This window comes from Dehalobacter sp. MCB1 (assembly GCF_003590275.1).
Classification (GTDB): Bacteria; Bacillota; Desulfitobacteriia; order Desulfitobacteriales; family Syntrophobotulaceae; genus Dehalobacter.
In genome coordinates this window covers 94,418-115,882 of record NZ_LXPC01000017.1, presented here as the reverse complement: position 1 = coordinate 115,882, position 21,465 = coordinate 94,418, and the positions used below count along the sequence as shown (strand labels likewise).

The following is a 21,465-nucleotide window of genomic DNA, read 5'->3' as shown; positions in this document are numbered from 1 at the left end:
ATGATGGAATTTGCTGAAGACCTTGTAATGATTGGCCAGCGGGCCAAAAATGCGGCACGCAAACTGGCTTTTACGGGCACGGAGACAAAGAATAAAGCCTTACTCGCAATGGCCCAGGCGCTTCTTGACAACGAGGATGCAATTCTGGAAGCCAATGCGCTGGATGTTGCGGCGGCAGAGAAAAAAGGACTTAAAAAAAGCTTGATCAACCGTCTCCGTCTTACCAGCGCCGGGATTTCGGATATCAGCAATGCGATCAAGGAAGTGGTCGGTCTGCCCGATCCTGTCGGCGGCGGAGAACTATGGAAAAGGCCGAACGGTCTGGTGATTCAGAAGACGATGGTCCCGCTCGGTGTTGTGGCAATGATTTATGAAGCCCGGCCGAATGTGACAGTGGACGCAGCGGCACTGTGTTTAAAATCTGGTAATGCCTGCATCTTACGCGGAGGTTCGGAAGCGATTGAAAGCAATAAAGTACTGGCTAGGGTGATCGCTGAAGCTGCTGAACAGAGTGGAATTCAGGAAGGTGCGATTCAGCTTATACAGAAGACGGATAGAGAGTATGCCCTGCAGCTGATGCGCATGAATAAATATATTGATGTGATCATTCCGCGGGGCGGGGCAGGACTGATCCAGACAGTGGTTGAAAATTCCACCGTTCCAGTGATTGAGACCGGTACAGGGGTCTGTCATGCCTATGTTGATCTCGATGCTGATTATGAAAAGGCAGTATCGGTGGTCTTTAACGCCAAAACGCAGAAACCCGGCGTTTGCAATGCACTGGAAACCTTACTCGTTCATGAGGCGGTAGCGGAAGAGTACCTGCCAATGATCGGAAGAAAATTTAAAGCGTACGGCGTTGAAATCCGCGGCTGTGAAAGAGTCAGAAAGATTTTGGATTATGCTGTTCCGGCAACGGAAAAAGATTGGTCGACGGAGTACCTTGATCTGATCATCAGCGTTAAGGTTGTCAACAGTATCGATGAAGCATTGGACCATATTTATACGTATAGCACGAAGCATTCTGAGACAATCATTACTGAAAACTACACCGCCTCTCAGCGCTTTTTAAATGAAATTGATGCGGCTGCGGTTTATGTCAATGCTTCAACACGTTTTACCGATGGCGGAAGGTTTGGTTTTGGCGCTGAAATTGGTATTAGCACGCAAAAGCTGCATGCCCGCGGTCCGATGGCTTTGCCGGAACTGACGACGATTAAATATATTGTTTATGGGAACGGCCATATTGTCGAATAGCTGCCTTTAGACTTCATTATCTTGGGCCTGTCTGCATGCCACAATTCCGCTTTCGGCCTTTGTGTCATCCATGACGCAAAAGGCCGCGCTTCGCACTCCATGCTCCGCTTGACGCTGGATTTGTGGCACGCAGACCAAATTTAGGGGAATATATAGATACTCTAAGTTCTGGTATGAATGCTTATAGATTTCTCCGTGTATCTTTGTGTTGCGGTCAAATCTGGCGAGTGCTATAATTCTTCAAGAGATATTCTATATTCATTCTGGTGAATATTTAGGATTTTGAAGTAAATATTGAGGTTGTTTTTGATATATTTGGGTTATCGCTGCATACTTTTTAATGTACCGGAACGGCTTTGAGATATTTCTTTTTACCCGTTTTGATGATCCGTGCGTGAAGGTATGGGACCTTGAATGATTCCATTGGAGGGTTAGCACAGTTTGTGTTATACCATAGATAAGTTTCTATATAGGGGGCGATATTTTTTATTCCTTAGTTTGTGAACGTTAGTACTTGGAACAAATTTGTATGGATATATTAAAAGTTATACGTATTTTTTGATATATCTAGACCGCCAAAGGCTCGACGCCAACTAAGTTTTCTTTAAAATGTAGGGAGGGATTCTTTTTTTTGGACACTGGTTGTGATTTGAACACAAATAAGTACCTAAGGAGGTAAACAATGAGCAACAAAGTAAAAAATTGTCAATGTTGCTGTAGTGAAGAAACTGACCAACAAAAATTGGACATGATTGCTGAAGTGATCGAAAAATACAAGAATAGAGAAGGAAGTCTGATTCAAGTACTTCATATGGCTCAGAATATTTATGGATATTTGCCTCTGGAAATCCAGAGATTTATTGCAGAAAGCATGAACATGCCTCTGTCGGAGGTATCGGGCGTTGTTACTTTTTACTCTTTCTTTTCGACCCAGCCCAGAGGAAAGCACATTATCCGTGTTTGCCTTGGAACGGCTTGCTATGTCAGGGGTGGCAAGAAAATTATTGACCGTCTGGAACAGATTCTCGATATAGAAATTGGCGGAACAACGAAAGACAGGCTCTTCACTTTTGAGGTAGCCCGTTGTATCGGTGCCTGTGGACTGGCTCCAGCGATGATGATCGACGATGTTGTGTATAAGCAGGTTAACCCGGATAAGCTTGATAGTATCCTGAACAAATATAGAAATTAAGGTAGGGCTGGAGGTGAAATAAAGCGCATGAAAATCAATCGTGTTGCTGATTTGGATCAAATTAAAAAGGAATACAGTGAACAACTGTCCAAGTATAATTATCAAATCCTTGTATGCGGAGGCGCAGGTTGTGTATCCTCCAACTGCGGTGAAGTATCCGCTGCGCTTGTGAAATATCTGGAAGAATACGAGCTTCAGGATAAGGTTGCAGTTAGTGAGACAGGCTGTATGGGGACTTGTGCTGTCGGTCCTGTCCTTCTTATTCTACCTGATGAAACTTTTTATACGGATGTTAATCCCGAAAAAATGGCCGAGATCGTAAAATCCCACATTATCAACGGTACGGTGCTGGAAAAGTATACATTTTACGATCAAACGCTTGGCAAACACGTTCCCAATATTAAGGATATCGATTTTTTCAAAGACCAGGTCAAAATAGCGCTCAGAAACTGCGGTCAGATCGAATACGCTTCGATTGACGCTTATATTGCCAAAGACGGCTATTATTCGATTGCCAAAGCCGTGAACAGCATGAAGCAGCAGGATGTTGTCGATGAAGTTAAAAAGTCCGGCATCAGGGGCCGCGGCGGTGCCGGGTTCCCGACAGGTATCAAATGGGAAGCTGGAATGAAATCAACGAGCGATCAGAAATTCATGGTCTGCAATGCTGACGAAGGAGACCCTGGTGCGTTCATGGACAGAAGCGTCATCGAAGGTGACCCGCACAGTGTCATTGAAGGGATGATGCTCGGTGGTTATGCGATTGGTGCAAGCATGGGCTATGTCTATATCCGGGCGGAGTATCCGATTGCTGTTGAACGTCTAGGTGCCGCGATTGAAGAAGCCCGCCAGTGCGGCCTGCTCGGAACGAAACTGTTTGGTTCAGATTTCGAGTTTAACCTGGAAATCCGTATTGGCGCAGGCGCTTTTGTCTGCGGTGAAGAAACATCTCTGATGGCTTCGATCGAAGGCAAACGCGGAGAACCCAAACAAAAACCGCCGTTCCCGTTTGAACGCGGCTTGTTTGGTAAACCGACCATTATCAACAACGTAGAAACCCTTGCCTGCATTCCTCCGATCATTCTGAAGGGTTCGGACTGGTATGCGCAGTTTGGCACCGAAAAGAGCAAAGGCACCAAGGTCTTCGCGCTGGCCGGAGATATCGTCAATACCGGTATCGTCGAAGTCCCGATGGGCATGAGCCTCGGCAATATTCTGTTTAATATCGGCGGAGGCATTCCCGGAGGCAAAAACTTTAAGGCTGCCCAGGCCGGCGGCCCTTCCGGCGGCTGTATCACAAAAGAATATCTGAATACGCCGATGGATTATGAAAATATCAGCAAAATCGGTGCCATTATGGGATCCGGCGGACTGGTCGTGATGAATGAGGATACCTGTATGGTCGATACCGCCAGGTACTTCATGGATTTCATCCAGGATGAGTCCTGCGGAAAATGCGTTCCGTGCCGTGTCGGAACCAAGAGAATGCTCGAGATCCTGGAACGCATTACCAAGGGAGAAGGCCAGGAAGGCGATATCGAGCTTCTTGAAGAGCTCGGCGCTCAGATCAAAGAAACCGCCATGTGCGGCTTGGGCCAGACGGCTCCAAATCCAGTTTTGAGCACCATCCGGTATTTCCGTGACGAATACGAAGAGCATATCAAGAACAAATACTGCCGTGCCGGCGTATGTTCGGACCTGTTCCTTTCGCCGTGTGAGAATGCCTGCCCGGCAAGCGTCAATGTACCCGGATATATGGGTTTGATCTCGGCAGGAAGATATATCGATGCTTACAACCTTATCAGACAGGAAAATCCGTTTCCGGCTATTTGCGGAAGAATTTGCACGCACCCGTGCGAAAGCAAATGCCGCAGGGCGCAGCTGGACGAAGCGATCTCGATTTCCGATCTGAAACGGTTCGTGGCGGATTATGCGTTCAAGCATGAAGAAGAATCCACGAAAGACATTGTCTTCCCGAAAAACGGCAAGAGCGTCGGCATTATTGGCGCAGGTCCTTCAGGCTTGACTTGCGGCTATTACCTGGCAAGACTCGGCTATGAGGTCGATATTTATGAAGCAGCGCCTGTGGCCGGAGGCCTACTTGCATTTGGTATTCCGGAATACAGGCTGCCCAAAGACGTGCTCAAGCATGAAATCAAACTGATTGAGCAAGTCGGCGTCAAGATCCATCTGAATACCGAAGTAGGCAATGACGTCAGTTTCGCCGGGCTGCGCAAAAAACATCATTCCATTTATATTGCAACAGGAACCCAGCTGTCCAACAAGATCAATATCCCGGGCGAAGACCTCGAGGGGGTTGTTCACGGCTTGAATTTCCTGCGCAATGTGAACCTCGGACAGGATGTCAAGATCGGTGAAACCGTGGCAATTATCGGCGGCGGCAATACTGCGATTGATGCAGCCAGAACGGCTTTAAGGTTAGGCGCTAAGAAAGTCAATGTTTTGTATAGAAGAACGATTCAAGATATGCCTGCTGATGCCAGAGAAATCTGCGATATGATTGAAGAAGGCATTGAGATACTTCCGCTGGTTGCCCCGACCCGTTTTATTGGCAAAGACAAAATCGAAGCAATTGAATGCGTCAGAATGAAGGTGAGCGGCTTTGATTCTGCCGGCAGAAGAAAACCAAAAATTGAAGAAGAGTCCAATTTCACCCTGAAGGTCGATATGGTCATCCCGGCGGTCAGCCAGTCTTCGGATCTGCCGTTTGTCGGAATGGATGATGTTGAATTAACAGAGTGGGGAACTTTTATTACGGATAAAGACACCTTGATGACCACGATGGATGGCGTATTTGCCGGCGGTGACGTTGCCAGAGGCTCCGATGTCGCGATCACGGCCATTGCTGACGGTAAGAAGGCGGCATCTTCCATTGACCTCTACCTGGGCGGCAAAGGCGTACTAAACAAAGGCGAAGCAATTGCAATTCCTGCACCGGCCGATCAGGACGAACTTGTCGAGCATGCCAGATTTCCAATGGAAGTTCTTGATCCGGAAAAGAGAAAAGACTGCTTCTGCGAAGTGGTTCAAGGGTATCACAAGCTCAATGCAATTGCAGAATCTATGCGCTGTTTACGCTGTGACAGGAGGTAAGTAAGTGGTATGGTAAATTTTAAAATTAACAACAAAAGTGTTTCCGTTCCAGAGGGCGCGACCATCCTGGAAGCCGCGAAACAGAACAATATTCATATTCCCAACTTATGCTATTTGGAAGGCGTTCATAAGTTTGGTTCCTGCAGACTGTGCGTTGTTGAAGTCGAAGGCGCTAAGAGCCTTCAGCCTTCCTGTATGGTTACGGTCAGAGAAGGAATGGTTGTCAAAACCAATACCGAAAAAGTCCGTAAGGCCCGGAAAGTCCTATATGAACTGATTCTGTCGGACCATCCGAAAGACTGCCTGAACTGCGAACGCAATCAAAGCTGCGAGCTGCAGGAAATGGGTAATATGCTTGGCGTCGGCGAAGCCCGTTTCGAAGGAAAACGTTCAGCCGGCTGCATCGACAAATCCCCTTCCATTACCCGCGATATGTCTAAATGCATTCTTTGCCGCAGATGTATCACCGTCTGCAACGAAATTCAGCAAGTCGGTATTTTGAATGCACAAAACCGTGGATTTAAGACGGTCGTCGGTCCTGCTATGGATCTGCCGATTAATTCCGTAAACTGTGCTTACTGTGGACAATGTACGGTGGTCTGCCCGGTAGGTGCACTGAAGGAAACCGATGCGATCCAGGATGTCTGGCAGGCGATCAATAATCCCAATAAACGCGTGGTTGTTCAGGTTGCCCCGGCTATTCGGGCTGCAATCGGCGAAGAGTTCGGGCTGGAACCCGGGACACTCGTTACCGGCAAACTGGCTTCTGCTTTGAGAGAACTTGGCTTCGACGATGTGTTCGACACGAACTTCACTGCTGACCTGACCATTATGGAAGAAGGCACTGAATTCCTGACCAGGGTCAAAAATGCGCTGACCGGCGGCCAAGCTACCCTGCCGATGATTACAAGCTGCAGCCCGGGCTGGATCAAATATGTAGAGCATGCCTATCCGGAAGAACTTGACCATCTCTCGACCTGCAAATCCCCGCATACCATGCTCGGAGCGCTGGTGAAGTCCTATTATGCCGATAAGATCAAGGTTGATCCGAAGGATATGTATGTCGTATCGATCATGCCCTGTACGGCCAAAAAGTTCGAAATTTCCAGACCGGAAATGCAGAACAATGGCGTACCAAATGTTGATGCCGTACTGACGACCAGAGAACTTGCCAAGATGATTAAGGAAGCCGGCATTGATTTTGTAAACCTCGAAGACAGTAAATTTGACAATCCGCTCGGTCTTTCCTCCGGTGCTGCCGATATTTTCGGTGTTACCGGCGGTGTTATGGAAGCTGCCTTGCGTACGGTTTACGAAGTGGTTACTGGACGGGAACTGCCGTTTGACAAGCTCCATGTTACTCCGATCGTTGGCTTGGAACAGATTAAGACGGCGGATGTGATCATCGAGAATCCTGTTGAAGCTTATAGGTTCCTCGACGGAGTTACGGTAAAAGTTGCTGTAACCAGTGGTCTGGCAGGAGCGAAGATCCTTCTGGACCAAATTGCCAAAGGTGAATCCCCGTACCACTTTATCGAAGTGATGGGATGCCCCGGCGGCTGCATCAGCGGCGGCGGCCAGCCCAGACCGACCACACCGGAGATCCGTCAGAAACGTCTCCAGGCTATTTATAAGGAAGATGAAGGCAAGCAGCTTAGGAAATCTCATGAGAATGAGGATGTCATGAAACTGTATGCCGAGTTTCTGAAAGAACCCAATGGCCATAAATCGCATGAACTGCTGCACACGCATTATACACAGCGCGGCAAGTTTAACGAATATCTCTGCAAGTAGGGTACAATCAAGAAAGAGCCTAATGCGTAGAATGCTTAGGCTCTTTCTTTTTCTTTCCGAATGTTGTAGTATTAATTCCCAAGGAAACAGTGCAGCTTTAATTCGAGCTAAGGGTAGGTACATCACTTGATGCAAATCAATCAGGAAAAAACGGAAAAAAAGTCTGACCGGCATGGAAATCCACATAATCGGATAAAGCTTGTGAATATACTCAGAGGGGCGGTTTTCCCATTAGCCGTGATTACAGTTTGGGAATTAGCGGCACGCAGCAGTCTGGTTAATACCTACATCTTACCTCCGCCAAGTGAGATATTGAAGACATTTCTGCATATGCTTGCAACCGGGGTTTGGGAAGAACATCTGCTGGCAAGTTTGCGGAGATTGGGGTACGGGTTCTTTTTGACGGTTGTTTTTGCAGTTCCGATGGGTATTCTGGTAGGTAAAGCCAGAGGGTTCAGGCATTGGGTGAATCCTACACTGCATTTTTTGCAGCAGATTCCGCCAATCGCTTGGATCCCGATTTTTATGCTTCTGCTCGGGATTGATGAAGCTTCCAAAGTAGCCGTCATTGTGTATGCCTCATTTTTTCCGGTTTTCCTGAATACAGTGCAGGGTGTCACCAGTGTAGATCCGAAGCTGATTGAAGTTGGCCATGCCTATATGCTTTCTCCGTGGGAAATGGTCAAAAAGGTATATATTCCTTCGGCGGCTATGTCAATTTTTGTGGGTCTGAGGCTGGGGTTAAGCAATTGCTGGCGGGCATTGGTTGGAGCTGAACTGCTAGGCGCATCCTCAGGGATAGGCTATCTGATTATTGAAGGCAGGCAATTAGCCCAGTCCGATAAGATATTTGTCGCGATGTTTACCATCGGAGCTGCCGGGATGCTTATCGACTTTTTCCTCAGAAAGATTGAAAATAAACTGATGCCATGGAAAAAGATGTATCAAGCAGGTGAGCGCAAATGAATAAGGGTTTAGTCGAAGTCCGTGATGTCGGTAAGGTTTTCCACAGCAACTGGGGAAGTATTGAAGCCCTGAAAGAAGTCAATTTCCGGTGCAACCAATCAGAATTTGTCAGTATTGTCGGAGCCAGTGGGTGCGGCAAAACTACGCTGCTCCGGATTATTGCCGGCTTAGAACCGCCGAGTAATGGAGAAGTACTGATTGATGGAGAAAACATTGACGGTCCCGGTTATGGGCGTGCGGTCGTATTTCAGGAACCACGGCTCTTTCCGTGGCTGACCGTTGAAAAAAATACCGCGCTGGGTATCCAAGGAGTAGAGAAACAAGACGAAGTTAAGAAAATTGTGGCCAGCTCGCTTCAGTTAGTAGGGTTAACACAGTTCAGCAAAGCGTATCCTTACGAACTGTCCGGAGGAATGGCCCAAAGGGTCTCTTTGGCGCGAGCGCTTACTTTTAAACCGAAAGTATTCTTGATGGATGAGCCGTTTTCGGCCCTTGATGCCCAGACCAGGGCCAGAATGCAGGAAGAAATCATTGATCTTTGGCAGAAAACCGGAAAAACGGTTATCCTTGTCACCCATGATATTGAAGAAGCACTGACCGTCAGTCAGAAAATCATGATTATGTCGCCGTCTCCCGGTACGATCAAAGAGGTCTTGGAAGTACCTTTTGCTTATCCAAGAAATCCTGATGGGTTAGAATTTATCAACATGAGGAAAACTATACTAGAGGCCATTCGCTAAGCGAATCAAATGTTTTCGATAAGTATACGAGGAGGATTATTCATGAAGAAGCATCTTAAACTTTCTATCACTGTATTATTGTCATTATTGCTACTGATCCCGGTGACAGGCTGTCAGCCGAATATAGCCAAACAGCAGGAAAATCCGAAAGTTATTAACATATCGTATTCGACGAAGCCGTTGAACGCTCCGGCAATTGTAGCACTGGAGAAAAAGATGTTTGAAGACGAATTTGCGAAGGATGAAATCCAGGTGAAGTGGTACGAATTGGAAGGACCGGCAACCACCGAAGCCCTTGCTGCCAAATCGATTGATTTTGCCACATCACTGAATTATGTTTCGGCCATCATCTCGAATGCGAACGGCAACGATATTAAGATTCTTTCGAGCTATTCCAAGTTTCCGAAGGGGATTGGCCTGGTTGCAGCCAAAGGTGGCGGAATTGCATCCGTAGCGGATCTGAAGGGAAAAAAGGTCGCATTGCAGCAGGGGACGATGCTGCATGAAATGCTGATCAAAGCGCTAGCCGAGGCAGGGTTATCTGCGAATGATGTTCAAATAATTAACATGGCCTCAACCGACGCCTATAACGCGCTGCTGCAAAAACAAGTAGATGCTGCAGTCATTCCCGATCCGCTGCTGACCAAAGGGATTGCTTCCCAAAAAATCACCCTGATCCGGAATGCTGAAGGCCTTATCCTGGGTCAGGCTGTAATCGCCGCGCGAACAGAGTTTATTCAGAAGTACCCTGAAACAACAAAGCGTTTTCTGGAAATCCATCAGCAGATATTGGACTGGATACAGACAAATCAGGGTGAAGCTTTGCGAATGACGGCTGACGCCAATGGAATGGAGCTTAAAGCGGTAACTGCTTTATATCCGAAATTTGATTTTACAATGCCGATTGACAGTCAGGACATTGAAAAACTTAAAGAATCGGCTGAATTTCTGAAAGCGAATGGTTTTATCAAGTCCGATGTTGATTCCGACGAGCTGATCAATCATCTTGTCGATACCGGATATCTTCCCAAATAACCATGAGAGAAAAATTGAAAAATAAGGATGATATTCCAAACAGAAGAGTGGTAAAGACGTGATAAGAGCTGTAAAAATTCTGATCAACGGCATTGTTCAGGGTGTCGGCTTCAGGCCGTTTATTTTTAAACTTGCTCGTGAGCTGGACATTAAAGGCTGGGTAAACAATTTCAGCGGCGGAGTCGAAATTCAGGCTGAAGGGGAACGGGTGGAAGAATTTATTTGCAGAATCAGAACAGACCAGCCGGCTTTGGCTGCGATCGTCTCGCTGGAGATAACAGAGATCCCGGTTCAGCATTACCGGGAGTTCACGATCACAGAAAGCAGGGAGTCCGAAGATAAGGATGTTTTGATCTCCCCGGATGTTGCAGTATGCAGGGACTGCCTGCAGGAAATGTTTCACAGTAAGGACCGGCGCTATCTCTATCCGTTTATCAATTGTACCAATTGCGGTCCGCGCTATACAATCATCAAGGATCGGCCTTATGACCGCGAGAAAACGACCATGGCGGGTTTTCAGATGTGCCCGGAATGCCATCAGGAATATATGGATCCGCTGGATAGGCGGTTTCATGCTCAGCCGACTGCTTGTGCGGTCTGCGGGCCTGCCCTTCAACTGCTGGATCATACGGGCAATGAAGTCAGCGGCCATGGAATAGGGTTCGACTTACTGCAGGAAGGCGCTATTTTAGCTGTAAAAGGGCTGGGCGGCTTTCATCTTGTCTGTGATGCCTGCAATCATGAGGCGGTCAGCAGACTGCGCCGGGTCAAAGAGCGCGGCGCAAAACCATTTGCTGTCATGGCCAGGAATATTGAAACCGCCCTCCAAGAGGTGACCATGACGGAGCTCGAAAAATCGACGCTGGCCGGCCCCTCTGCACCGATTGTCCTGCTGCCGCGCAAGAAGAATGGGAATAGCCGGATTTCTCCGCAAACAGCGCCCGGACTCCAAACACTCGGTATCATGCTGCCGTACGCACCGGTTCATCATCTGCTCTTTCAGGGGACCTATGATTATCTGGTGATGACCAGCGCCAACCTGAGTGGCCAGCCTTTAATATACGACAATCAGGAAGCGTTGGCAGGACTAAGCGGGATTGCGGATTATTTTCTTCTAAACAACAGAGATATTTATCATCCGTGTGATGACTCAGTTATGCAGATGATCGGGGATCAAATGACCTTTATCCGTAGGGCCAGGGGCTATGTACCGCTGCCGCTGTTTTTAAAACAGGAGATCAAAACACCGATTGTCGGTCTTGGCGGAGAAATGAAAAATGCTTTCTGCCTCGCTTCCGGAAAGATGGCTTTCGTGAGCCAATATATTGGAGATATGCATGGATATGAAAATTTGGAACGTTTTGAACAGGAGTTTTACTCCTTTCAGAAGGTAACAAACATTATTCCGCAAAAAACTGCTTATGATATGCATCCGGAATATTCGACGACCCGGATTGCCCGGTCGATGGATTGCCCGAAATTTCGGGTTCAGCACCATCATGCCCATCTCGCCAGCGTGATGGCTGAACATGGGATGGATGATCCGATGCTCGGCCTGATTTGCGACGGAACAGGTTATGGCGAGGACGGCAGGATTTGGGGCTTTGAGTATCTTTTCGGAAATCAGGAAGGCTATGAACGCAAAGCGCACCTTGAATACCTGCCCTTGCCCGGCGGCGATGCCGGAGCCAAATATCCGCTCAGGATTGCCTATGCTTACCTGAAGAAACTTATGACGCAAGAAGAATGGCAGCGGACGGAACCGCTCTGGGCCAAATTATCTTCTCAGGAAAAGAATATCCTGGATGGCCAGCTTCGAAGCGGATTTCAGCTGTTTGAAACATCCAGCGCAGGACGCCTTTTTGACGCGGTTAGCGGTATACTGGGAGTTTGTACAGAAGTGACATACGAGGGGCAGGCAGCAATCGAACTGGAGAGTGCGGCCGAGAAATGGCTGGAAGACGGAAATACAGGCATTCAAAAAGAGCTGAACGAATTCCCAATAATAAGGCTGCAGGCTTCAATGCGGGTCAAGGCGTTGGCGGCTCTCTTGGATCAACATGGAATATCCGGTCAGACAAGTGCAGAAGAACGCCTAAAACTTATTGAAAAATATAACGAAATTGCCGACAGGACTGATGGCAGTCTTTGTCCGGACTTATATCCCGCTTTATATCCAGCCTGTCTGGAGATTTCAGGTGAACCGCAGTCCAGTGTCCTTCACGTAAAAGTGGGGAGCCTCTTAAAAGATATTGCCAACGATGTGCTGCTTCAGAAAAACCCCGGGGAAGCTGCGCTTAGATTTCACTATTCTTTAGCGTGTCAGATGCTCGAAACGGCTATGCTTATTGGTCTTAAAAATAAAAAACTGCCGATTGCAGGCGGTGTTTTCCAGAATAAGCTGTTGACCGAGATTCTATTGTTTTTAGCGGGAGAGATCGGGGTAGAAATCCTTTGCCCGCAGAAGCTCCCGTCCGGGGACGGCGGTCTTGCTTTCGGTCAGGTGCTGATTGCAAATGCCGCGATTGAGGAGAAGCCAGTTCTATTAGGCTGATTTAAAGCAAAAACAGGGCTGTTGCACAACAATTTAAGTAATTTGTTGTGCAACAGCTCTATTTTTTCATAAACTACGGGGAAAAAAGTGACGCCATGAATCAAAAATGTTAAAGACGTTTGACAAGTATTCGCAAAAAAGGCCCAATTCTGTTAAGGAATTAACAATTCTTGATTAATTACCGATGCCAGTATAATATTAATGACATTGCAGGTTAGAATATTCAGAAAATTTAAAAACTTGCAAAAAGTAAAATTGCTGTTTAAAAAAAGTAAAGGAGGAAAAAAATGGATTTATCAAGACGTAATTTCCTGAAACTATCAGGAGCTTCCTTGGCTTCGCTGGCGCTTGGCCTTGGTTTTGATCCCGACCTCGCTCAGGCTCAGGGATATGCACTTAAAATTGAAGGTACAAAAAAAATTCCGAGCATTTGCCATTTTTGTTCCGGAGGGTGCGGCTTGCTTCTCTATATCAAAGATGAAAAGCTGGTGTATTTAGCCGGGGATCCCGATCATCCAACCAATAACGGGGCACTTTGTTCTAAGGCAGCCAGCTTAAGAGAAGTTGCCTATTCTGAGGCTCGGATCACGAAACCGATGTATCGTGCTCCGGGGGCAAATGAATGGCAGGAAATATCCTGGGACGAGGCTATCGACAAAGTAGCCAAAAAAGTCAAAGATGTCAGGGAGAAAACCTGGAAGGCTGATGCCGATGTCATTAACGCAGCTACAGGGAAGACCGAGAAACTCGCTGTCAACAGGACTGAGGGGATTGCTGTTCTAGGATCGGCTGAAATCGACAATGAAGAATCCTACTTAGTTAAAAAACTATCAATGCTTTTAGGCACGCCCTATAACGAACATCAGGCCCGGATATGACACGCGCCCACGGTGGCAAGTTTGTCACCTTCATTTGGCCGTGGCGCCATGACCAATTCCTGGCCGGATCTGATGAATGCTGAACTGTTCCTAATTGCAGGTTCAAATTGTGCCGAAAACCATCCCGTTGCTATGCGGTGGATCAATAAGGCCAAGGAGCGCGGTGCAAAAGTAATTGTGGTTGATCCTCGTTTTACACGGACAGCTTCGCAGGCAGATATATTTGCTCAGATTCGCCCGGGTACAGATATTGCCTATCTGGGGGCAATCATCAATTATATATTGGAAAATGAGCTCTATGATCACGATTATGTCCTTAATTACACAAATGCTCTATACAAAATAAGCAAGGATTTTCAATTCAAGGATGGACTATTTTCCGGATTTGACCCCGAAAAGAAAAAATACAAAACCGATAGTTGGGGTTATCAATTAGACGAATCGAACAAACCGGTTAAAGCTCTGGTCCTTACTGATCCTGACAGCGTCTTCAGCAAATTGAAAGAGCATTATTCCCGTTATGATATGAAGACTGCCGAAAATATTACAGGGATACCTGCATCAAAAATTAAGGAGATTGCCGATGCTTTCTGCAGTGCCAAACCGGCATCCATCCTTTATGCATTGGGGATGACCCATCACACAACGGGTGTGCAAGGTATCCGGTGTTACGGCATTATCCAGCTGTTGATGGGCAATATCGGCAAAGCGGGAGGCGGTATCAACGCTTTGCGCGGCGAGCCGAATGTCCAGGGTTCCACGGATATGGCCAATCTCTATAATAATCTGCCAGGTTATCTTCCGGCCCCCTCCCATTCCGACAAGACACTCAAAGATTATTTGGTACGAAACGGCTCCAACCGGGAAAAACATCTCGTATCGTTATTGAAGGCCTGGTTCGGGGATAAAGCGACTAAGGAAAACGACTATTGTTTCAATTATCTGCCAAAGTATGATTCCAATGTTAATTCAAGTTTGGTTCGAATTTGGGATGCGGTGAATAAAGGCCAATTCAAGATGATGCTGAATATTGGCTCCAATTCATTGGTATCCGTACCAAACCTCGAAGTGGTCCGCCAGGCTTTGCCCAAACTAGAGATGTTGGTTGTCTCCGATCTATTTGAAATCGAGACTGCCCAGTTCTGGCGGGAGCCCGGTGTTGATCCGTCTAAAATTATGACGGAAGTAATCTTTTTACCGGCTGCCTTTGTCTATGAAAAAGACGGGACGCTGACGAACTCCGGCCGCTGGGTTCAGTGGAAGGATGCAGCACTCAAGCCCCTGGGCGAATGTAAACCGGATTTGGATATGCTCGATCTTTTGTATAAGCGGGTGAAAAGCTTATATGAAGGCAGTACGGATCCCAAAGACAGACCGATCCTCGATGCACGCTGGGATTACGGCCATGAGCCGAAAGCGCTTAAGGTGTTGCAGGAATTAAACGGCTATGATGAAACAAGCGGTCAGTTATTGCCGACATTAGCCGATTATCTGAAAGCACCGGTCGGGTCAGTATCTACCGGATGCTGGATTTATGCCGGTGTTACCGGGAAAGGCAATTTAGCTGCACGCCGTGGAAATGCAGATCCTTCCGGACTCGGATTGTTCCGCGAATGGAGCTTTGCTTGGCCGGGAAATATCCGTATTTTATACAATCGTGCATCATGTGATGCTCAGGGACAGCCTGTGGACCCCAAACGTAAATTAATTTGGTGGGATGCGGCCAAAAGTGTTTGGGCCGGCAATGACGGTGCTGACGTAGTCGACAAGACGAAAGGGCCTGACACTCCGGAAGGAAAGCTGGCTTTCCGTATGAATCCGGAAGGAGTAGGGCGTTTGTTTGCAGGCAAATATACAAGCGGGATACCAACAACGCCTTCAGCAGACGGCAAACCGGCCGGCGGCGTGGCTGTAGGCGGGATTTGCAATGATGGGCCGCTGCCGGAGTTTTACGAGCCGGTGGAAAGCCCTGCGGAAAATATCTTCCATCCGAATGTATCAAGCAATCCCATTGTGGCAATGCCCAAAACATTGCCCGAAGTTCAGAAGGTTGGTAACCGTAAAGACTATCCTTATGTGCTGACAACCTATGGTGTTACCGAACACTTCTGTGCCGGCGGTATCACCCGCAACATTCCGATGCTGAACGAATTGATGCCGGAACCTTTCGCAGAAATCAGCAAAAACCTTGCAGCGAAAATTGGCGTACAAGATGGTGACCGCGTTGAAATATCCTCGGCACGCGGCAAGGTTGAGATCCGTTGTCTTGTCACAGACCGCATTCAGTCGTATCAGGTACATGGACAGCCGACCGAAACGATCGGTGTACCTTGGAGTTGGGGTTTTGCATCTTTAAGTCCTGGATCAAGCATCAATGAAGTAACAATCGGCGTAATTGACCCGACAGCAGGAACACCCGAATATAAATGTTGTCTGGTCAATATAAGGAGGGCTTAGAGATGGCAAAAAAAATGATTTTGGTGGACGGATCCAAATGTACCGGCTGCAAAGCCTGTTCAGCAGCCTGCAAGGAATGGAATGATCTTCCGACTGAAAAAACCTCTCTCGTCAAAAGTTATCAAAGTATGGCCGATTTTACACCGAACACCTATACGTATGTAACATTTGAGGAAAAGTATGAAAATAATAACATGCACTGGCTGATGCGCAAGGCGCAGTGTTTCCACTGCGATGATCCCTCCTGCCTGAAAGCGTGTTCCTCAAGTGCCATATCCAAAACAGATTCCGGGTTTGTCGTTATTGATCAAGATAAATGTATTGGATGCGGGTACTGTGCCCAGTTTTGTCCGTTTAATGTGCCTAAGGTTGATAAAACCACAGAAAAGGCTAACAAATGCACCGGCTGCGTAGGCAGAGTGGAAAACGGCCTTGAGCCTGCCTGCGTAAAAATCTGCCAACCAGGAGCACTGTCATTCGGTAATTACGATACCATGATGGGGATTGCCCAAGCACGGTTGGCCGAAGTAAAAAAGAAGTTCCCCAACGCTAATCTTTATGGTCAGAATGGGCAAGCAGGTACAACTTATCGCTATATTTTGCTCGATACGCCTGCTGCCTATGGGCTGCCTGAAAATCCGTCAACTGATTTAACACTTTATCTATGGAAAGATATTATCCGGCCTATCGGCAAAATCGCGATAGGCGGTGCTGCTGCGGCAGTCGTTGTGGGAGTGGCGATTAATGCGCTAAAAGGAAACTACAAAAATGATTCTCATCAAGATCAGCATCCGATAAAGAGAGAGGAGGAGATGTAATGAGTGAAAAAAAATCAGGCTCGCGTCAAGTTCCCGGCAAAGTACTCCGTTTTACCAAAGGGGAAAGATTGAGCCATTGGGTTCATGCTGTAAGCTTTTTTGTTCTCCTCCTCACAGGGTGGGGCATACTATCCGAATTCAGTCGGCCGGTACTCATGATTTTTGGGGGAGTTGACGTTTCCCGCATCCTTCACAGGATTTTTGCCGTGATTTTTGTTGTGGTCGTTGTAGCGATGTTCTTTATCAAGGATCCAAAATATCACTGGGAATGGCTGCGTTCTGCTTTCCGATTTACGAAAGCGGATATCGCGCATATCATGGCTTTTCCCAAAGAATTTTTTGGAGGACACGGCAACTACCCGGCTCAGGGCAAGTTTAACGGCGGAGAAAAAATCAACTCTTTGATTACCATCCTGGGTTCCGTATTCATCACGTTGAGCGGATTTATCATGTGGGCCCCTAATGTTTTTCCTGATCAATTGGTCCGGATAGCTTATCCCATTCACGATATGTCGATGTTTATGATGGTTGCAGCATTGATGGGACATCTCTATTTATCTTTGCTTCATCCTGAATCAAGAGCTGCTCTGCCGGGCATGTTAAAGGGATACGTCTCGGAAAAATTTGCGAAGGCGCATCACGCTGCCTGGTATGAAGAGGTCAAGAACCAAGAAAAATAGTCGAAAGCCGGAACCGGTACGGTAAAATCATTTTGACACTGTCTTAACCTTTAGGAGGGATGTACTTGGGTACTGAAAAGATCGATGGAGGACAAGCAACAAGTTTGTCTGCTGTCAAAGAGAACTATTCAAAACTGAGAGCAGAAATAACTGCCTGGCAAAAAGAAAACAACCTGAAGGATTTGAAATTACCGCCGAGATCCGGGCAGTATCCCTTATTCACTGTCGATGATCTGCCAGAAAACGCCGTCATTGATTTATGGGACAGGTTAAACATTGTTGCCGAAGAAAAGATAGACCGCTCCAAACTTGCCGTTCTCCAAAATGAGTTCAGCGCAGGTCGTATTCAAGGAAACGAATCTCTTTTCAGCCGCCTGAGCTTAGCAGTAGCCGGGGTAGCCCAATCGGTATATCAGCAGCTGCAGGTCTCTGCAAGTGTGGAGGATCAGCCAATGTGCCCATGTCCGGTTTGTGGTGAAGACAATCTTATGACAACATTGGATGCGTTGAATGGAAAACGCTTTATACATTGTCTTGTCTGCGGAAATGAGAGGCCAATAAAAATATCGGGCTGCATACACTGTGGCAGTGAAAGTTCATTTCAACAAACGTATCTCAATTCTGCCGAGTTTCCTGGCGTGGAGGTTGTTGTCTGTTTAGATTGCGGCCAATATTTTAAAGAAATTAATTTGCGCGAACGGAGAGTCGAGGATTTAGATTGGGAAAATATACGTACACTGCCCCTAAATTACGCAGCTGAACAATGGATTTTAAAGAACAGACCGATAATGAGCTTAAACTGAATAGCCGATACAGATAAGAGGAAGACAGGGTGTCAGTAAGACACCCTGTCTTCCTTTTATCCACCTAGTGCATTCTGCGCTAGATATAGCTGCAAATGTGAAATATCAACTTCTGACAGGTTAATAAAAATAGAAATATAAATGTATTTAAAAATGTATTATCTGATACGTAAAAAAAATCAAAGCAGCTATTATAATCAACCTGGAGAGGCGAACCGTTTTTTTATGAATTTTTAAAGAATTATCAATTAGAAAGGATGAGTGAAACAATTACAATGTCGAGATCTAATGATGGGAGCAAATGGGCAGACCCTGGCGCAATAGGAAATTTGACGAACGGGTTGCTCATATTGGTACAAGCTTTTTTGATGCTAGGGCTAGCGGTCCCTCTAACGACGATTTTCTTAATTCCCTGGATTTTTATGGGGACAGTCGTGTTGGTCATCGTTGTTGTTATTCAGTTGAAAATAGGGGATTTAGTGGGGGCAACAGCGAACAGTATATTGGGTATAATCGTTTTGGGACATTTCCTTGTAAGAGGAATGATTGACCTGATGTTTTTCCTTAACGGATTTGTATATTCCACAGAAATGATCAGTGGGAGTAATCATATTGAAGGAATAGGCTTTATATGCACGGGTATTATACTTTTATTTGTAGGGTATCTAGGTGGATTTAAGAGCAAATTAATGGCCTTCTTCATCTGGTTAGCTGCCGTAGGATTCATTCTGAGTTCGATATCCTGTTTTGCCTCTATGCCATATCTTGGGATCATAGGTTCTTGTTTATTATTGCTTGTTGCGTTGTGGCTAATCTATTCAGGCATAGCCATTTTGCTGAATGATATGATGCAGAAACAAGTGCTTCCTCTGGGGAAGCCGTTGTTCACTCCTAATGATTTTTAATTACATTTTCATGGTTTCAGACTAAACGATTTTGATACAGCTCCACTACCTGCTATTTTTGCCTCTATTTCTACTTCTACGTCAGCTTGCTGGAAAATATCCCTCCAGTTCGGGGCAATCTCCTGCCAGTAAGAAGGGTCGTAACGATGTATTTTCTGCATAAGGCCGAAATAGTCCGCATCATATTTTTTGGCGCAGGCAATTGATTTTAACGGATATTCGCGGATTTTATCGGAAATGATTCTTTCTAGTGGTTTGATTTGATCTGGGGTAATGTCATATCCATCAGTTTCAGCAACGAATCCTACCGTTTGAATTTTGATCTTAAAGGAAGGTTTACCATCGATTATTTTAAAGTTAATCTTATTTTTAGAGCCCGATATATAATAAGATAAAGATTTATTATCTTTTTTAAACGGAACCACAATATGAACATTCTTTAGCTTTCTGGAAATTAGCAGGTACCCCAAGGATTCTTCTTTATCCAGCCAACCCACAAGTTTAGCTTCACGAAAAACGCCAAAACCCTGAACAATGACAGAATCAGGAACAGTTTCTCCTTCCATTGAAGAGACCGGTTCTATCTCAGGTAGTAACGCGTCCCGATCGGGACTGAGCAGCCATTCTGAAAACTCATTCATTGTAACGCCGCAGGCCACGCCTTTGTCGATGGCTATTTTCTCCGACTGATTTTTAACCTGTTGGGTGAGGGTGGTAGTTCCTGAAGGTTCCAGCTGTATAATCTGTGAAGCTAACCCTTTGGTTGCCAGCACAAAAACAGCCGGACGCGAATCAGGGTTGCTCATTGTAATTTCAATTTGAGGCAGGATTTTTTCCTGAGCACTACGTGCCCCAAAAACATAAACATAAGTATGTCCATAAAAAGGTGTCTTTGGCAATCGCACCATTAGTTTACTTATTAAATCGTTCAATGATGTACTTGAAGCGCTGATCAAGTAGTCGGAAGAAGCGCCCTCTTTTTTTTGGTTGTCTTCCATACTGGATGGGCGCATCATTCTGGACCAAATTTGATATTGGTCAACCCCATTTATATTGATATAGTCTCCAGCAAACATTGTAACGACCGCAAGCTCCTCTACTTCCTTTTTACACCCCGACATAAGAATAGTCGTCAAGAGGAGGAGCAATAGGGCAACGTGCGTAAATTTACGTTTCATCTGATTAATTTCCTCTTTTTTTTCTTATTACTGCAACAGTGAGAAGGAACAAAGGTAGTGCTATTTCAAAAAATAGTGCGAAAGGCGGCCAGTACTTTCTAAAAATGTCCTGTAACTGAATGGTATTGCTACTCACAAAAGTTGCAGCGGTTACTTGTAACGGGGCTAAATAACAGACGACGGGGTAATAAGACTTCAAACCGAAAATTTGTGCGGTTATGAGACAGGTCAAATAGTATAACAAAGTTGTTTTAATCATGATGATGGTGAGCCAAAAAAAGAAAATAAAACCTTCAATCCGTTGGACATAGTTCCCGTATTCTATTGATTTAACAAAATTCCAAAAAGGAAAGAGCAAATGACCGGAAAGATTTGGACCCACTACCGTAATCATAATTAGGGTACATAAGGTTATAAAACCCATAGACGCCAGAATCGCCCAAAGACTTTTGCTCCAGACCTCCTGGGGTTTGTTTACAATGGGCAGCAGCATAATAAGTACGACGATCTCTCCGAAAAGGGAGGCAGGAACTGCCGAATCCGATATAAGGGGCTGGATTCCTTTTTCCCAAAGAGGCAGCACTCTTTCGTAGTCTGCTTTGAACAGCGCCAGGCCAAATAAACATACGAAGCTGATAATAAAAAGGGGCAACACAAATTGGTTGGCCCGGACGATGACCTCAATTCCTTTATAGGCTCCAAACCCCGCTACTGCTACAATAACAATGATAAGGAGCAGTATCGAACTTCCGAATGATAGACTGTAACTCAGGAACTCTGAAAATTCCCTGATTGTAAGGGTATTGTTTATAAAAAAAAACAGGACATAGGCAAGGCAGAAAACCTTACCCATTACTTTTCCAAGAACAATTTCGCTGTATTTAGATAAAGTAGTCCGTGAAAAACGCTGCCCTAATTTTAAAACGATCAGCAGCGAGATTACGCCTGCCAGGCAGGAGAATGAGGTAACAAGCCAAGCTGATTGCCCGGTCCTCTGCACAATGATCCCTGGGACGAAGAGAATAGAGGTAGCAGTAATCAGCGTAAACAGCAGCATACCAGTTTGTGTACCGGAGATTTTTTCTTTATCTATG

At 46.1% G+C, this 21,465-nt stretch carries 15 protein-coding genes; 13 read left to right on the top strand and 2 right to left on the bottom strand.

Features of this window, described 5'->3' with window-relative positions:
- The first annotated feature begins 3 nt into the window (after nt 1-3).
- The 13 genes from A7K50_RS12980 (at nt 4) to A7K50_RS12920 (ending at nt 19,193) form a co-directional block, all read left to right on the top strand.
- Nucleotides 4-1,257 (top strand): glutamate-5-semialdehyde dehydrogenase, encoded by a 1,254-nt coding sequence (locus A7K50_RS12980; RefSeq protein WP_119776717.1) that lies wholly within the window; start codon nt 4-6, stop codon nt 1,255-1,257.
- Nucleotides 1,258-1,939: 682 nt separating this feature from the next.
- Nucleotides 1,940-2,449: an NADH-quinone oxidoreductase subunit NuoE gene (gene nuoE, locus A7K50_RS12975; RefSeq protein WP_119776715.1), complete on the top strand. Its 510-nt coding sequence runs from the start codon at nt 1,940-1,942 to the stop codon at nt 2,447-2,449.
- Between the two features lie 27 nt (nt 2,450-2,476).
- The gene (gene nuoF / locus A7K50_RS12970; protein WP_119776714.1) at nt 2,477-5,563 is read left to right on the top strand and encodes an NADH-quinone oxidoreductase subunit NuoF; all 3,087 of its coding nucleotides are present in this window, start codon (nt 2,477-2,479) and stop codon (nt 5,561-5,563) included.
- 9 nt (nt 5,564-5,572) lie between these two features.
- Nucleotides 5,573-7,357: an NADH-dependent [FeFe] hydrogenase, group A6 gene (locus A7K50_RS12965; protein WP_119776712.1), complete on the top strand. Its 1,785-nt coding sequence runs from the start codon at nt 5,573-5,575 to the stop codon at nt 7,355-7,357.
- Nucleotides 7,358-7,486: 129 nt separating this feature from the next.
- Nucleotides 7,487-8,323 (top strand): ABC transporter permease, encoded by an 837-nt coding sequence (locus A7K50_RS12960; protein WP_119776710.1) that lies wholly within the window; start codon nt 7,487-7,489, stop codon nt 8,321-8,323.
- On the top strand, nt 8,320-9,063 hold the full coding sequence (locus A7K50_RS12955) for an ABC transporter ATP-binding protein (RefSeq protein WP_119776708.1): 744 nt from the start codon (nt 8,320-8,322) through the stop codon (nt 9,061-9,063). The genes A7K50_RS12960 and A7K50_RS12955 overlap by 4 nt, the downstream gene beginning before the upstream one ends.
- Before the next feature lie 42 nt (nt 9,064-9,105).
- Nucleotides 9,106-10,098: an aliphatic sulfonate ABC transporter substrate-binding protein gene (locus A7K50_RS12950; RefSeq protein WP_119776706.1), complete on the top strand. Its 993-nt coding sequence runs from the start codon at nt 9,106-9,108 to the stop codon at nt 10,096-10,098.
- Between the two features lie 58 nt (nt 10,099-10,156).
- Nucleotides 10,157-12,652, top strand: coding sequence for a carbamoyltransferase HypF (gene hypF, locus A7K50_RS12945; RefSeq protein ID WP_119776704.1), 2,496 nt, complete (start codon nt 10,157-10,159; stop codon nt 12,650-12,652).
- Nucleotides 12,653-12,939: 287 nt separating this feature from the next.
- Nucleotides 12,940-15,987, top strand: a complete 3,048-nt coding sequence (gene fdnG / locus A7K50_RS12940) for a formate dehydrogenase-N subunit alpha (protein ID WP_119776703.1) — start codon at nt 12,940-12,942, stop codon at nt 15,985-15,987.
- Between the two features lie 2 nt (nt 15,988-15,989).
- Nucleotides 15,990-16,805: a 4Fe-4S dicluster domain-containing protein gene (locus A7K50_RS12935; RefSeq protein ID WP_119776701.1), complete on the top strand. Its 816-nt coding sequence runs from the start codon at nt 15,990-15,992 to the stop codon at nt 16,803-16,805.
- Nucleotides 16,805-17,485, top strand: coding sequence for a formate dehydrogenase subunit gamma (locus tag A7K50_RS12930; protein ID WP_020490872.1), 681 nt, complete (start codon nt 16,805-16,807; stop codon nt 17,483-17,485). The genes A7K50_RS12935 and A7K50_RS12930 overlap by 1 nt, the downstream gene beginning before the upstream one ends.
- A 59-nt stretch (nt 17,486-17,544) precedes the next feature.
- Nucleotides 17,545-18,288 carry a formate dehydrogenase accessory protein FdhE gene (gene fdhE / locus A7K50_RS12925; RefSeq protein WP_243103752.1) on the top strand — a complete coding sequence of 248 codons (744 nt, stop codon included), beginning with the start codon at nt 17,545-17,547 and terminating at the stop codon, nt 18,286-18,288.
- Between the two features lie 257 nt (nt 18,289-18,545).
- Nucleotides 18,546-19,193, top strand: a complete 648-nt coding sequence (locus tag A7K50_RS12920) for a hypothetical protein (protein ID WP_243103751.1) — start codon at nt 18,546-18,548, stop codon at nt 19,191-19,193.
- Between the two features lie 8 nt (nt 19,194-19,201).
- Here the strand turns inward: A7K50_RS12920 and A7K50_RS12915 are convergent, their stop codons facing one another.
- Together A7K50_RS12915 and A7K50_RS12910 are read right to left on the bottom strand one after the other, a co-directional pair.
- Nucleotides 19,202-20,371, bottom strand: coding sequence for a Ger(x)C family spore germination protein (locus A7K50_RS12915; RefSeq protein WP_119776697.1), 1,170 nt, complete (start codon nt 20,369-20,371; stop codon nt 19,202-19,204).
- A gap of 4 nt (nt 20,372-20,375) precedes the next feature.
- On the bottom strand, nt 20,376-21,449 hold the full coding sequence (locus A7K50_RS12910; protein ID WP_282432375.1) for an endospore germination permease: 1,074 nt from the start codon (nt 21,447-21,449) through the stop codon (nt 20,376-20,378).
- Nucleotides 21,450-21,465: the final 16 nt, after the last annotated feature.

What these genes read in the sequence shown, in the direction of transcription:
- A7K50_RS12980 (WP_119776717.1), top strand. Translation starts at nt 4, where the DNA reads ATGGAATTTGCTGAAGACCTTGTAATGATTGGCCAGCGGGCCAAAAAT.
- nuoE (WP_119776715.1), top strand. Translation starts at nt 1,940, where the DNA reads ATGAGCAACAAAGTAAAAAATTGTCAATGTTGCTGTAGTGAAGAAACT.
- nuoF (WP_119776714.1), top strand. Translation starts at nt 2,477, where the DNA reads ATGAAAATCAATCGTGTTGCTGATTTGGATCAAATTAAAAAGGAATAC.
- A7K50_RS12965 (WP_119776712.1), top strand. Translation starts at nt 5,573, where the DNA reads ATGGTAAATTTTAAAATTAACAACAAAAGTGTTTCCGTTCCAGAGGGC.
- A7K50_RS12960 (WP_119776710.1), top strand. Translation starts at nt 7,487, where the DNA reads ATGCAAATCAATCAGGAAAAAACGGAAAAAAAGTCTGACCGGCATGGA.
- A7K50_RS12955 (WP_119776708.1), top strand. Translation starts at nt 8,320, where the DNA reads ATGAATAAGGGTTTAGTCGAAGTCCGTGATGTCGGTAAGGTTTTCCAC.
- A7K50_RS12950 (WP_119776706.1), top strand. Translation starts at nt 9,106, where the DNA reads ATGAAGAAGCATCTTAAACTTTCTATCACTGTATTATTGTCATTATTG.
- A7K50_RS12935 (WP_119776701.1), top strand. Translation starts at nt 15,990, where the DNA reads ATGGCAAAAAAAATGATTTTGGTGGACGGATCCAAATGTACCGGCTGC.
- A7K50_RS12930 (WP_020490872.1), top strand. Translation starts at nt 16,805, where the DNA reads ATGAGTGAAAAAAAATCAGGCTCGCGTCAAGTTCCCGGCAAAGTACTC.
- fdhE (WP_243103752.1), top strand. Translation starts at nt 17,545, where the DNA reads ATGTACTTGGGTACTGAAAAGATCGATGGAGGACAAGCAACAAGTTTG.
- A7K50_RS12920 (WP_243103751.1), top strand. Translation starts at nt 18,546, where the DNA reads ATGAGTGAAACAATTACAATGTCGAGATCTAATGATGGGAGCAAATGG.
- A7K50_RS12915 (WP_119776697.1), bottom strand. Translation starts at nt 20,371, where the DNA reads ATGAAACGTAAATTTACGCACGTTGCCCTATTGCTCCTCCTCTTGACG.